Raw genomic sequence first — 13,325 nt, 5'->3', positions numbered from 1 at the left:
GACTGGATTTGCAGATTAAAGAACAGCTGCGGCAGCTGAAACCGTATCAGCCGGGCAAACCAATAGAAGAAGTGAAAATGGAATACGGGCTTGAGAAAGTAGTAAAACTCGCTTCTAACGAAAATCCGTTCGGCTGTTCACAGGCCGCTAAAGATGCGCTGCATCAGGAGATTGAGCAGCTTGCGCTGTATCCCGACGGTTACAGTGCCGCTTTGAGAACGCGGCTCAGTGAGCATCTGCAGGTCAGTGAATCTTCGATCATTTTCGGCAACGGCTCTGATGAGCTTGTGCAGATTATCTGCCGTTCTTTATTAAATGATCAGGCAAACACGATTACCGCCGCCCCGACTTTCCCGCAATACAGACACAATGCGGTGATTGAAGGCGCTGAGGTGCGCGAGGTGCCGCTCCGCAGTGACGGGGCTCATGATTTGGACCGGATGCTGGAAGTAATTGACGGCAAGACGAAAGTCATATGGGTATGCAACCCCAATAATCCGACGGGGACATATACTTCTGAGCAAGAGCTAATTGCCTTTTTAAACAGAGTTCCCGAGCATATACTCGTTGTACTTGATGAAGCGTACTACGAGTATGTCACGGCGGAAGATTACCCAGAAAGCATTCCGCTTTTAAAGCAATATGCGAATGTCATGATCCTCCGCACCTTCTCTAAAGCGTACGGACTTGCCGCGCTGCGTGTCGGATACGGCATTGCGGACGAAGCGCTGATCCGCCAGATTGAACCGGCGAGAGAGCCGTTCAATACGAGCAGAATCGGTCAGGCTTCGGCACTGGCAGCGCTTGATGACCAGACATTTATTCAGGAATGCGTCGAGAAAAATAAAGCAGGCCTTAAGCAGTATTATGATTTTGCAGAAACTCACGGATTAACTTGTTATCCTTCACAAACCAACTTTGTGCTCATTGATTTTAACCGCCCGGCGGATGAACTGTTCCAAGCCCTGTTGGAAAAAGGATATATCGTCCGCTCAGGGCAGGCGCTCGGATTTCCGACAGCGTTAAGGATTACGGTCGGTACGAAAGAGCAGAATGAGGAAATTCTCACAATTTTAGCTGCAATATTATAAGAGGTGATCAGGCATCACCTCTTTGCTCTATTAAAATAGTTGAAAAAGGAAATGAGTGAAATGAAGGATACTATATTGCTTGCGGGGATCGGGCTGATCGGCGGATCGATCGCATTGGCCATCAAAAAGGAGCATCCGCATAAACGGATTATCGGTGTGGATATTTCGGAAGAACAGCTCACTGCCGCGCTGAAGCTCGGAATTATTGACGAGCGGGCCGGCTCATTTACGGAAGGGGCGCAGCAAGCGTCTGTTGTCATTATCGCCACGCCTGTCGCCCAAACGCTGAAAATGCTCGATGTGCTGGCCGCATCAGACATCACCCATGAACTCCTGATTACGGATGTGGGCAGCACGAAACAGAAAGTCGTCAGCTACGCCGACAAAGTGCTTCCGGCTCACTATCAATTTGTCGGCGGCCATCCGATGGCGGGATCTCATAAATCCGGGGCCGCTGCCGCGAAAGAATTTTTATTCGAAAATGCGTTTTACATTTTAACACCCGGAAAATCAACTTCTAAAGAGTCAGTAACGCATCTGAAGGAACTTTTGAAAGCGGCAAACGCCCACTTTGTGGAGATGACTCCCGAGGAGCATGACGGCGTAACGAGCGTCATCAGCCATTTCCCTCATATCGTTGCTGCAAGCCTCGTACATCAGGCTCATCATGCTGAAGAAGATTATCCGTTTTTGAAACGTTTCGCAGCCGGCGGTTTTCGGGACATCACCAGGATCGCCTCAAGCAGTCCGGCGATGTGGAGGGACATACTTCTTCATAACAAAGATAAACTGCTTGACCGCTTCAAAGAATGGAAACGGGAGATTGACACGATCGAATCTTATGTAGAAAATGAAGATGCGGACAGCCTGTTCGGATATTTTAAAAAAGCGAAAGATTATCGCGACGGTCTGCCGCTCCGTCAAAAAGGAGCGATCCCGTCCTTTTATGACCTTTATGTCGATGTTCCCGATCATCCGGGGGTCATTTCGGAAATTACGGCGATATTGGCAGAAGAAAAAATCAGTATCACCAACATCCGCATTATCGAAACAAGAGAAGATATTAACGGAATTCTCAGAATCAGTTTCCAGACTGATAATGACAGGAAGCGGGCGGAAACCTGCATTCAATCCCGCGCTAAATATGACACATTTTACGCTGACTGAGGTGGAAAACATTGAAAAGAGAAAAAGTGACGTCTTTAAACGGTGAAATTCATATTCCGGGGGATAAATCCATCTCCCACCGTTCTGTTATGTTCGGAGCGCTTGCGGAAGGAACGACAACGGTAAAAAACTTTTTGCCCGGAGCCGATTGTCTGAGCACCATTGCCTGCTTCAGAAAAATGGGTGTCTCCATTGAACAAAACGGAAGTGATGTAACGATATACGGGAAGGGCATTGACGCACTTTGTGAGCCTGACAGCCTTCTTGATGTCGGAAATTCCGGCACGACCATCCGCCTGATGCTCGGCATTTTAGCCGGACGCCCATTTCACAGTACGGTAGCGGGCGACGAAAGTATTGCAAAGCGTCCGATGAAGAGGGTGACGGAGCCTTTAAAACAGATGGGAGCCGCGATTGACGGAAGAGCGGACGGAGGATTTACGCCTTTATCCGTAAGAGGCGGACAATTGAAAGGCATTGATTACGTCTCCCCTGTTGCAAGCGCGCAGATCAAATCCGCCGTGCTGCTTGCCGGATTGCAGGCTGAAGGGACGACGACCGTCACTGAGCCTCATAAATCAAGAGACCATACGGAACGGATGCTGAACGCTTTTGGCGCCGAGCTTGCGGAAACGGAGACGAGCGCTTCCGTAACGGGCGGTCAGAAGCTTCGGGGGGCTGATATTTTCGTGCCCGGCGATATTTCTTCAGCGGCCTTTTTCCTCGCCGCAGGCGCTGTCGTTCCCGGAAGCCGGATTGTGCTGAAAAATGTCGGCCTGAATCCGACACGCACGGGAATGATTGATGTCTTAAAGCAAATGGGGGCTTCACTTGAAGTGATTCCTTCAGAAGCGGACAGCGCGGAGCCTTACGGAGACCTGGTTATTGAAACTTCAGATCTGAAAGCGGCAGAAATCGGCGGAGAAATCATTCCCCGTTTAATTGACGAGATCCCGATTATCGCCCTTTTGGCAACGCAGGCTGAAGGCACAACTGTCATAAAAGACGCTGCGGAGCTGAAGGTGAAGGAAACGAACCGGATCGACACCGTCGTATCAGAGCTCCGGAAAATCGGTGCAGACATTGAACCGACTGAAGACGGCATGAAAATACACGGCAAAAAAACGCTTGCGGGCGGAGCCGATGTGTCAAGCCACGGCGACCACCGCATCGGCATGATGCTCGGTATCGCTTCATGCCTGACAGAAGAGCCGATTGACATCCGTGATACTGAGGCGATCCATGTCTCATATCCGTCATTTTTTGAGCATTTAGATCAATTAGCCAAAAAAGCCTGAAGACGATTCTTCGGGCTTTTTTCTTCATGAGTCATAAAATCTTGGGCTTTGACATAGCTTGTCTTAAACAGAAAAATAAAAGAAAGGGGGAATGCGTTTTCGTTACAGAAACAGCCGGAACAAATTGCGCTGTTTGCGTATAAAGATGCCGTCCCCTTTTTTGCCGTTTTCCTCTTAACCATTTTCTGATAAACTATAATGCCGGGTGAAGCATCTTATTTGCGGGCAGGCCCTGTCTGAATTATGATAAGAATAACCCGAATAAAAACCCTTTTCATTGGTTGATGAGGTATAGGAAAAGAAAGGACCGGTCTGATTTGAATACATTGATCCAAGAAGCCATAAAATTAGTTGAAGCAGGTGAAACCGAAAAGGGACTCAAAGCGCTTTCAAAAGCTGAAACGCAGCTTCATGACGAAGACAAAGCCATTGCAGCCCAGCTCTACTATGAATGGGGAAACGCCGAAAAAGCGTTAGCGCTGATCAGTGATCTGCATGACCTTTATCCGGATGAGTCTGAGCTGACGAATTTTTACGCCGAATTGTTAATAGATATTGATGAAGAAGAAAAAGCTCTTGAGGTGCTGGAGACAATTTCTCCGGAAGACCCGTCTTACGCGGAAAGCCTTCTTTTAATGGCTGATCTGTATCAGATGCAGGGCTTATTTGAAGTAAGTGAGCAAAAGCTGTTACAGGCGAAAGCGATGTTACAAGATGAACCTGTTATTGATTTCGCTCTGGGGGAATTATACTTCACTCAGGGATCATACGCAAAAGCCGTTCCTTACTTTGAAGAGACGGCAAAAGAACGGCACGAAATCGGCGGCGTAAATGTTCATCAGAGGCTGGCTGAGTCATTGAGCGCGGCGGGTGAATTTGAGGAAGCGATTTCATGGTATGAAAAAGCGGCGGCAGAACATACAGAACCGAATACGATTTTCGGGTACGGGTTCACAGCCTATCAGGCGGGAATGGTCAAAACAGCCATCAAGCAGCTGTCTGATTTAAAAGGGCTTGATCCTTCCTATTCATCGCTTTATATGCCGCTTGCAAAAAGCTACGAGGCAGAAGGCATGTATGAAGATGCATTAAAAACCGCTAAAGAAGGTATTACTTACGATGAATACAATAAAGAGCTCTTTCTCTATGCGGCGAAAATGGCGTTAAAGCTCGGCAACGCAGAAGAAGGCAAAAAGCTTCTTCAGGAAGCGCTGGCGCTCGATCCGGGTTACGTGGAAGCGCTCCATACGCTTTTAGCCGTCTATCATAAAGAAGAAAGCTTTGAAGAGATTATTGATCTGATTCAGGAAGTCCGCGGCTACGGAGAAGAAGATCCGAAATACAATTGGTATTTGGCGGGTGCTTATACAGGCCTTGAGCAATACGCTGAAGCGAAAAAAAGCTTCGAAGCTGCGTATCTCCATTATCAGGATGATCGGGATTTCTTATATGAATACGCTCACTTCTTATTGGAAGAGGGTCTCCAGAAAGAAGCGCTGCCGCTTTTAAAACAAGTGCTTTCAATGGATGGAACAAACGAAGAGCTTGAAGAAACAATCTTACGGATAGAGGATGAATTTTTAAGATAAGCAGGATTTTGGACCATGCTTGCTGAATGTATAAGTGATGTCAGATTATACGATCGATAGAGGAGGGAATTACATGCAGACCCCTGTTTCTGTCAATGAAAAAAAGGATTTTATCCGTTGGTTTTTAAATCATTATCAGCTTAAACGCCGGGAGTGCGTCTGGATTTTAAATTATTTAATGAGTCATGATTCATTAATGGAAAAAGTCCATTTTGTAGAACAAGCCGAATTTTGCCCGCGAGGCATTATCATGTCTACTCATTGCGTTGATGAGGTGCCGTTTAGGTTTTACAAAGAAAATGTGATGACTACGGACGCGGAAAAATCTTTTCATGACATCCGGTTAAATAAACAGCAGGATTTATTTATCCAGCTGAATTTCCGTTCGGCCTACAGCTCACCGGAATATGCCGCTGTTCTTGAATCAAATCCGCATCTGCCGAAAGACCTGTTTGAAAATAAACAGGATCAGGGGATGGCCGAAAAAATATTAGAACATGCCATTTCCACTTTCCAGCGGGAAAAGCTGCTTCAAGATATCGACGAGGCGCTGGACCGCCACGACAAAGAAACATTTGAAAAGCTTTCCCGCCAATTGAATCAGCTCACATAAATGACAGCCTTGCAGAATATGCAAGGCTTGTTGCGTAAAGAGGAGGAACGAGACATGAGATGGAGGGCCGCTGATGCCGATGCCTATTTACAATCTGCGGATTACATTGATACCGCTGTCATTCCGTTAATTTCCATAACATCTTCAGGAGGCTTAAAAGAGGCCGTTGAACAGGGGGAAAGCACCCAATTGCTTTCTGAAGAGCTTGAGCGCCAATTGAAGGGACGGGTATATTTATTCCCCTCTTATACATATGTTGATATAGACCAATCACAAATCGCCCTGCTTCAAAAACTCAAAGACGAGGTGATGACCAACTTTCGGCACGTCTTGTTCCTGACGGCAGACGAAAAATGGAAGGATTCTGAAATAGGGTCTGATGTCATATACATACCTGCCGTTCCGTTTGAACATATGAAAGACTCTTTAAAGAGAAAAATTGCGGATGACAAGTGCGGAGAAATTTTGAACGTTTTGTTACAGAAGTGGAACAATTCTTAAAAACACCAGGCATCTCGCAAAACACCCGTTTTGCCTCTGTTGACCTTGCTGAAAGATTCATATATTATGAGGGTGTCAAATCTCAGAATTATTTTCTATTTTAGTTAATTTTTGGTCAATCTTTAGGGGGGGGAAGAGATGGGCGGAAAACAAGATATATCAAGAAGACAATTTTTAAACTATGCGCTCACCGGCGTGGGGGGATTTATGGCCGCCAGTGCGCTTATGCCCATGGTCCGTTTTGCGCTGGACCCGGTATTAAAACCGACGGGAGATCAAAAAATGGTGCAGGTTGTCAGTGTGGATGAGCTGACGAAGGAGCCGAAGCGGTTTGACTTTAAAATTCATCAAGTCGACGCCTGGTACGAATCGGAAGAATCCAGGTCAGCCTGGGTTTACAAGCATGGGGATGAAATTATAGCGCTTTCTCCGATCTGTAAGCATTTGGGCTGCACCGTAAACTGGAACAATGATCCTAAAAATCCGAACAAGTTCTTTTGTCCCTGCCATTACGGGCTGTATGAAAAAGACGGCACGAACGTTCCGGGCACGCCGCCGCTCGCGCCTCTTGACCGTTATGAGCAAAAAGTAAAGGACGGCTTTTTGTATCTTGGAAAAGCAAAGCCTAGGGGGGAAGGGTGACATGCTGAACAAAATTTATGACTGGGTGGATGAACGTCTCGATATTACGCCGATGTGGCGGGATATCGCCGACCATGAAGTGCCGGAACATGTAAATCCCGCTCACCATTTCTCGGCTTTTGTCTATTGTTTCGGCGGTTTGACGTTTTTTGTAACCGTTATCCAAGTGCTGTCCGGGATGTTTTTAACGATGTATTATGTGCCGGATATAAAAAACGCGTGGGAATCTGTGTATTATTTGCAGAATGAAGTCGCTTTCGGGCAGATTGTAAGGGGTATGCACCATTGGGGTGCAAGTTTAGTCATTGTGATGATGTTTTTACATACGCTGCGGGTTTTCTTTCAGGGAGCTTATAAAAAGCCTCGGGAATTGAACTGGATCGTCGGTGTTCTGATCTTTTTTGTGATGCTCGGTCTCGGTTTTACAGGGTATCTGCTTCCATGGGATATGAAGGCGCTGTTTGCGACAAAGGTAGGTCTTCAGATTGCGGAGGCGACGCCATTGATCGGAGCGCAGGTGAAAACTCTTCTTGCCGGCCACCACGATATTGTCGGCGCCCAAACGCTGACGAGATTTTTTGCGATTCACGTATTTTTTCTCCCTGCCGCTTTGTTTGCGCTCATGGGCGCCCACTTTGTCATGATCCGCAAGCAGGGAATTTCAGGACCGCTTTAATACAAATCTGATATAAAAGGGAGGGGATGACATGCACCGGGGGAAAGGAATGAAGTTTGTAGGAGATTCAAGGATACCGGCTGAAAAAAAACCGAATATACCGAAAGACTATTCAGAGTATCCTGGAAAGACAGAGGCGTTTTGGCCGAACTTCCTGCTGAAAGAATGGATGGTCGGGGCCGTTTTCCTCGTCGGATTTCTCGTTTTAACGATTGTGCACGAGCCGCCTTTGGAACGGGTGGCGGACCCGACGGATACAGGGTATATTCCGCTGCCGGATTGGTATTTTCTATTTTTATACCAGCTATTAAAATATGAATATGCCGCAGGGAGCTACACCGTTATCGGCGCGATGATTATACCGGGTCTTGCCTTCGGGTCGCTGCTTTTGGCTCCGTTTCTCGACAGGGGGTCTGAAAGAAGGCCGTGGAAGCGTCCGGTTGCGGTCGGTATGATGCTTTTGGCGCTTTGCGCTACGGTCTTTTTAACGTGGCAGTCAGTCGCGACGCATGACTGGGCGAAGGCGGAGGAGCAAGGGAAAATCAAAAAAGAAGCCGCCATTGATACTGAATCAGACGGTTATAAGGTATTTAAAGAACAAGGCTGTATTTCCTGTCACGGGGATAATCTTCAAGGCGGAAGCGCCGGTCCGTCCCTGGTCGATAACGGGCTGAGCCCGGAAGAAATTAAAAAAATCGCCGTCAAAGGGAAAGGGCAGATGCCAGCCGGTATTTTTAAAGGGAATGACAAACAGCTTGATCAGCTGGCGAAGTTCATTTCTGAAACGACAGCGAAATAACGTATTGTGAAGTAGACAATAGCAGGATATACTTTTATGAAAAGAGCTGACCGGATGTCAGCTTTTTTTGCATGATACATACTTTTTACGGACTGAGAGTTGATGGTATGAGGTGGATTTCTTATCTTTTAGGGTTGCGAGGCATGCTTCTGCTTGTTCTTGCCGTTAATTTTATCGGTACGGTGTACGGCTATTATTGGTATGTGCCTCAGCTTGCGGACACGCCGTTCCGATTTCTGATATTTGTGCCTGACAGCCCGACGGCGACGTTTTTCTTCCTGTTCGTGCTTCTGGCATTTCTCATGGGAAGAAACGCGCCGCTGTTTGAAGCGCTGGCTCTTGTAACCCTTGTAAAATACGGGCTGTGGGCGGTCGGAATGAATGTCTTTGTGCTGGTCAAAATGGGGCAGATGCCTTTGGAAGGGTACATGCTGATTGCTTCACATTTTGCCATGGCCGTTCAAGGCGTTTTATACAGCCCGTATTTTCGGTTCCGGTTATGGCATCTTGCCGTTGCCGCTGTTTGGACGCTTCATAATGATGTCATTGATTATCTTTTCGGCATGATGCCCCGCTACTCAATGCTCAATGACTATATGCAAGTGATCGGCTATGCTACATTCTGGCTGAGCATATTTTCACTCGGCCTTGCATACTATTTGGTGATTTCTAAAAGACGGGTAAAGCTTGACTTACACTGATAGAATCTTGGTCTAACCTTGTCCCGCTCCTCATATTCTGTAAAGAGAAGGAGTGGGAGGGACCTCTATGAAACGAAAGCTGACGATCTGTCTTTTACTTGCTCATATGTGTTTCATCACAACTGCCAAAGCTGAAGATGAGGGCGGTCTCAAGGAACTGAACGACCTTTCGGATACCGTTTTCCAAATGACGCGGCATTCGCAGTATGATGAGGCTCTGCAAGTGCTTGGCTACTTTAAGAAAAAAATGACACACGTAAACTCACTGAGCGGCGCCGAAGTCAGGCAGGTGACTCTGGGTTTCAATGATTTAGTGCGCGTTCTGAAACAGGCAGACGCCTCAGATACCGAAAAAATCCGGGCAGCCGCCCAGTTCAGGTTGGTAATGGATGCGATGGAAGACCACTCCGATCCGCTGTGGGGTTCGCTTGAAAGACCGATTATGGCGACATTCAGCGCCTTAAAAGAAGATGTCAGCGGAAACGGAAGTGAAAATTTCAATGAAAAGTGGAATGAATTTATATCATTATATGATTTAATTTATCCCAGCCTGACAATGGATGTGTCGGCCGGCCAGCTTGATACGGTGGCGAAACATATCGAGGTGATTGAGCAGGACGGGTTTCAGCAGATGACAAAAGGAACAAAGCTTGAGCGTCTGACGCTCCTGCAGCAGGATTTAAAGCGGGTTTTTGACAAGGTGGAGCGGGATGACGCTGACCCTTCGCTGCTCTGGGTCATTCTGACAACAGGCGGTATCATTATTACTGCGCTGACATATGTCGGCTACCGAAAATACAGAGCGGAAAAAAAGAAAGAGAAAAAGCGTGAGTATCCTAAGTCTAAATAAACACAAATTGCTGTAAAGGAGCTAAGGCAGTGAAAAAACTCATCCAGCAATTGGCTTCAAAACACCTCCCGCAGCCGATCAGAGGCAGAAAAGGGGCGACTGACGAAGGACCGCGAAACCTCGCGCGTGACTTCCAGAATCCTGACATGCTCGTTCCGCCTTCAACGGATGCAGGAACGGTTCAAAACTTGAAATTCTCATTTTCTGATACGCATATGAGGCTTGAAGACGGCGGATGGTCCAGAGAGGTGACGGTCAGGGAACTGCCGGTATCCAAAAACATCGCGGCGGTGAACATGAGACTGAAGCCGGGAGCTGTGCGGGAGCTTCATTGGCATAAAGAAGCCGAATGGGGATATGTGATTAACGGAGGAGTCCGTTTAACTGCGGTCGATCAAAATGGAAGGAATTTTATTGACAACGTAAGTGAAGGGGATCTGTGGTATTTTCCTTCCGGCATTCCTCATTCCATTCAAGGATTAGAGCAGGGCAGTGAGTTTTTGCTCGTCTTTGATGACGGCTCTTTTTCAGAAAACAGCACCTTTTCAGTAACGGACTGGTTTGCCCATACCCCGCGCAGCGTGCTGGAGGCGAACTTCGGTGTTCCCGGATATGACTTGGCCTACATTCACAAGAAAGAGCGTTACATGTTCCAGCTGGAACCGCCTCCCCCGATTGAAAAGGCAGCAGTTTCTTCCCCGGAAGGCACCGTTTTGGAGCCGTTCAGCTACGAGCTTTCCCGGCAGGAGCCTCTTGTTACCAGCGGGGGAAGAGTAAAGATTGTCGATTCAAAAACGTTTAAGGTGTCAAAAACGATTGCCGCAGCTCTCGTGGAAGTCGAACCCGGAGGCATGAGAGAATTGCATTGGCATCCGAATACGGACGAGTGGCAGTATTATCTTTCAGGAGAAGCGAAAATGACGGTGTTTGCGGCGGAGGGAAGAGCGCGGACATTTAACTATCAAGCAGGTGACGTAGGATATGTTCCTTTTGCAATGGGACATTATGTTCAGAATACCGGTGACACCGTGCTTCGCTTTCTGGAAATTTTCAAAAGCGACCGTTTTGAAGATGTCTCTTTAAACCAATGGCTGGCACTGACGCCGCAGCGCTTCGTCGAACAGACGCTCAATGTCAGTCCGGCATTCGCCCGCCGATTGAAAAAGAAAAAATCACCGGTTGTCAAATGGAAACACGAACAGTAAAGGCGGCAAAAGCCGCCTTTTTTATTATCGTCTGATCGGATTTTTATTTTCATCAAGCGTAAATCCTTCGCCGAGCACATCATGAACGTCGCTTACTGCAACAAAGGCGTGCGGGTCAACGGAAGTGATGACGCTTTTCAAAAGCACAATTTCGTTTTTCGGAACGACGCAGTAAAGAACATCCCTGTCTTCTTTTGTATATGATCCCTGTCCTTTTAAAACGGTGACGCCGCGCTCCATCTCTTCAATGATTTTTTGCTGGATCAAATCGTTTTTCGAAGAAATAATCGTTGCCCCTTTTGCGGCATAGCCGCCTTCCTGTATAAAATCAATCAATCTCGCAGCGACAAAAACGGCTACAAGCGTATACATCGCTTCCTTGTAAGAAAGATACGTAAACAAAGAAAGCAGAATGACACAGGCGTCAAAGGCAAACATCGTCCGGCCCATCGGGATTCCGAAAAATTTGTTGATCAGTCTGGCGATGATATCAACCCCGCCCGTCGTGCCGCCGTATTTAAAAATAATGCCGAGACCCGCGCCGATAAATACACCGGCGAATAAGGCGGCCAGCGCTAAATCATGCGACAGCGGCATATGAATTTCGTAACGCTGAAAAACGCTCAGAAAAACAGAAAGAGAGACGGTGCCGATCAGGGTATAGACAAACATCGTCCGGCCGAGCATACGCCAGCCGATGAAAAAGATAGGAATGTTCAATACCAGGTTGGAAATAGAAGGGCTGATGTGGAATAACGCATATAAAAGCAGCGTAATGCCGGTAAATCCGCCTTCCGCCAAATTGTTCTGCATATTAAAGTGAACCAGTCCGAATGAAAAAACAGCGGCGCCGATTAAAATAAAGCAAATGTTTTTGATTCTGATTTCTCCAAGCATTGCATCAAACCCCTTTTCCTTCCATAAGATTGCGTAAATATTATAGTGGATACAAAAGAAAACAGCAAACTGCCGTTTTTAACATTTGTCAAATGTACTTGAATTAGCTAACATGGAAGAGATGACAGGAGGTATTCGCACAGTGAGTGACAAAACGATGAAAGACTTACAAGCTGAGGTCGATGAATATATCGGCCAATTCAAAGAAGGCTATTTCAGCCCGCTTGCCATGATGGCCCGTCTCACGGAAGAACTGGGCGAACTTGCAAGAGAAGTCAACCATTATTATGGGGAAAAGCCGAAGAAAACGACGGAAAATGAGAAAAGCATGGAAGAGGAAATGGGCGATGTGCTATTCGTCCTGATCTGCCTCGCCAACTCCCTTGATATTTCATTGGAGGAAGCTCATAACCGCGTCATGCATAAATTTAATACACGTGATAAAGACCGCTGGACTAGAAAAGAAGAAGGAAAGTAGGAGAAACCATGTCAAATGAAACCATTAAAGTCGTCATTGCAGGACCGAGAGGCAGAATGGGCCAGGAGGCCGTAAAACTTGCCGTCCGCACGCCTCATTTTGAGCTTGTCGGCGCCATTGACCATACATACGATCAGCAAACATTGCGGGAAGTGATGTCAGCTGATTCAGACGCTCTTATTTATACGGATATCCGCGCATGTTTCCAAGAAACAAAACCGGATGTGCTGATCGATTTGACAACGCCTGAAATCGGCAAAAAACATACGAAAGCCGCTCTTGAACACGGCGTCCGCCCCGTTGTGGGAACGACCGGATTTTCTGAAGCGGATTTAGAGGAGCTTCAAGCCTTGACTGAAGAAAAAGGAATCGGCGCCATCATCGCTCCGAACTTTGCATTGGGCGCGGTGCTGATGATGAAGTTCTCACAAATGGCCGCCAACTATTTTGAAGATGTAGAAATCATTGAGCTTCATCATGATCAAAAGCTGGATGCCCCGAGCGGAACGGCGCTGAAAACAGCGGAAATGATCTCAAGCGTCCGTACAGAAAAGCAGCAGGGCCATCCTGATGAAAAAGAAATTCTGCCGGGCGCCCGCGGTGCTGAATTAAACGGCATCCGCCTTCACAGCGTGCGTCTGCCGGGCCTTATCGCCCATCAGGAAGTCATGTTCGGCATGGACGGCCAGACGCTGAAACTGCGCCATGACTCCTATAACCGGGCTTCCTTTATGTCAGGAGTGAAGCTGTCAGTGGAGCAAGTGATGAAAATCGACCAGCTTGTATACGGACTCGAAAATATTATCGACTGAATCGGC

At 47.2% G+C, this 13,325-nt stretch carries 15 protein-coding genes; 14 read left to right on the top strand and 1 reads right to left on the bottom strand.

The features are described 5' to 3' along the window. Positions 1–8: 8 nt before the first annotated feature. The 12 genes from hisC to G9F50_RS09985 all read left to right on the top strand — a co-directional run bounded on the left by hisC (position 9) and on the right by G9F50_RS09985 (position 11,132). A complete protein-coding gene (hisC, locus tag G9F50_RS10040; RefSeq protein WP_060562783.1) occupies positions 9–1,091 on the top strand; it encodes a histidinol-phosphate transaminase in 1,083 nt (360 codons plus the stop codon). Between the two features lie 51 nt (positions 1,092–1,142). After that, positions 1,143–2,258, top strand: coding sequence for a prephenate dehydrogenase (locus G9F50_RS10035; protein WP_060562925.1), 1,116 nt, complete (start codon positions 1,143–1,145; stop codon positions 2,256–2,258). Between the two features lie 11 nt (positions 2,259–2,269). Then, on the top strand, positions 2,270–3,556 hold the full coding sequence (aroA, locus tag G9F50_RS10030) for a 3-phosphoshikimate 1-carboxyvinyltransferase (protein WP_060562784.1): 1,287 nt from the start codon (positions 2,270–2,272) through the stop codon (positions 3,554–3,556). A 317-nt stretch (positions 3,557–3,873) separates the two neighbouring features. Next, positions 3,874–5,145, top strand: coding sequence for a tetratricopeptide repeat protein (locus G9F50_RS10025; protein WP_060562785.1), 1,272 nt, complete (start codon positions 3,874–3,876; stop codon positions 5,143–5,145). A 73-nt stretch (positions 5,146–5,218) separates the two neighbouring features. Then, complete coding sequence (locus G9F50_RS10020; RefSeq protein WP_060562786.1) at positions 5,219–5,758, top strand: ReoY family proteolytic degradation factor; 540 nt, start codon at positions 5,219–5,221, stop codon at positions 5,756–5,758. 54 nt (positions 5,759–5,812) lie between these two features. Continuing rightward, positions 5,813–6,259 (top strand): YpiF family protein, encoded by a 447-nt coding sequence (locus G9F50_RS10015; protein WP_012117852.1) that lies wholly within the window; start codon positions 5,813–5,815, stop codon positions 6,257–6,259. A gap of 138 nt (positions 6,260–6,397) precedes the next feature. Then, positions 6,398–6,901 carry a Rieske (2Fe-2S) protein gene (locus G9F50_RS10010; RefSeq protein ID WP_003153484.1) on the top strand — a complete coding sequence of 168 codons (504 nt, stop codon included), beginning with the start codon at positions 6,398–6,400 and terminating at the stop codon, positions 6,899–6,901. 1 nt (position 6,902) lies between these two features. Next, the gene (qcrB, locus tag G9F50_RS10005; protein WP_003153485.1) at positions 6,903–7,577 is read left to right on the top strand and encodes a menaquinol-cytochrome c reductase cytochrome b subunit; all 675 of its coding nucleotides are present in this window, start codon (positions 6,903–6,905) and stop codon (positions 7,575–7,577) included. Positions 7,578–7,608: 31 nt separating this feature from the next. Beyond that, positions 7,609–8,376 (top strand): menaquinol-cytochrome c reductase cytochrome b/c subunit, encoded by a 768-nt coding sequence (locus G9F50_RS10000; protein ID WP_007409471.1) that lies wholly within the window; start codon positions 7,609–7,611, stop codon positions 8,374–8,376. Between the two features lie 107 nt (positions 8,377–8,483). Beyond that, the gene (lhaT, locus tag G9F50_RS09995) at positions 8,484–9,077 is read left to right on the top strand and encodes a lipoprotein heptaprenylglyceryl N-acetyltransferase LhaT (protein ID WP_060562787.1); all 594 of its coding nucleotides are present in this window, start codon (positions 8,484–8,486) and stop codon (positions 9,075–9,077) included. Between the two features lie 67 nt (positions 9,078–9,144). Then, entirely contained in the window at positions 9,145–9,927 is a 783-nt protein-coding gene (gene ypjB / locus G9F50_RS09990) for a sporulation protein YpjB (RefSeq protein WP_060562788.1), read from the top strand. A gap of 29 nt (positions 9,928–9,956) precedes the next feature. Beyond that, entirely contained in the window at positions 9,957–11,132 is a 1,176-nt protein-coding gene (locus tag G9F50_RS09985) for an oxalate decarboxylase family bicupin (protein ID WP_060562789.1), read from the top strand. A 24-nt stretch (positions 11,133–11,156) separates the two neighbouring features. On the opposite strand, the gene G9F50_RS09980 is transcribed toward G9F50_RS09985, so the two are convergent. After that, on the bottom strand, positions 11,157–12,029 hold the full coding sequence (locus G9F50_RS09980) for a YitT family protein (protein WP_003153493.1): 873 nt from the start codon (positions 12,027–12,029) through the stop codon (positions 11,157–11,159). A 142-nt stretch (positions 12,030–12,171) separates the two neighbouring features. Between G9F50_RS09980 and G9F50_RS09975 the strand changes: the two genes are divergently transcribed. Then, a complete protein-coding gene (locus G9F50_RS09975) occupies positions 12,172–12,507 on the top strand; it encodes a nucleotide pyrophosphohydrolase (RefSeq protein ID WP_003153495.1) in 336 nt (111 codons plus the stop codon). 8 nt (positions 12,508–12,515) lie between these two features. Beyond that, the gene (gene dapB / locus G9F50_RS09970; protein ID WP_003153497.1) at positions 12,516–13,319 is read left to right on the top strand and encodes a 4-hydroxy-tetrahydrodipicolinate reductase; all 804 of its coding nucleotides are present in this window, start codon (positions 12,516–12,518) and stop codon (positions 13,317–13,319) included. Positions 13,320–13,325 lie beyond the last annotated feature (6 nt).

Source organism: Bacillus sp. EKM206B (assembly GCF_011066015.1).
Taxonomy (GTDB): domain Bacteria; phylum Bacillota; class Bacilli; order Bacillales; family Bacillaceae; genus Bacillus; species Bacillus velezensis.
The sequence above is the reverse complement of the archived record's forward strand: the minus strand, read 5'-3'. Positions and strand labels throughout refer to the sequence as shown.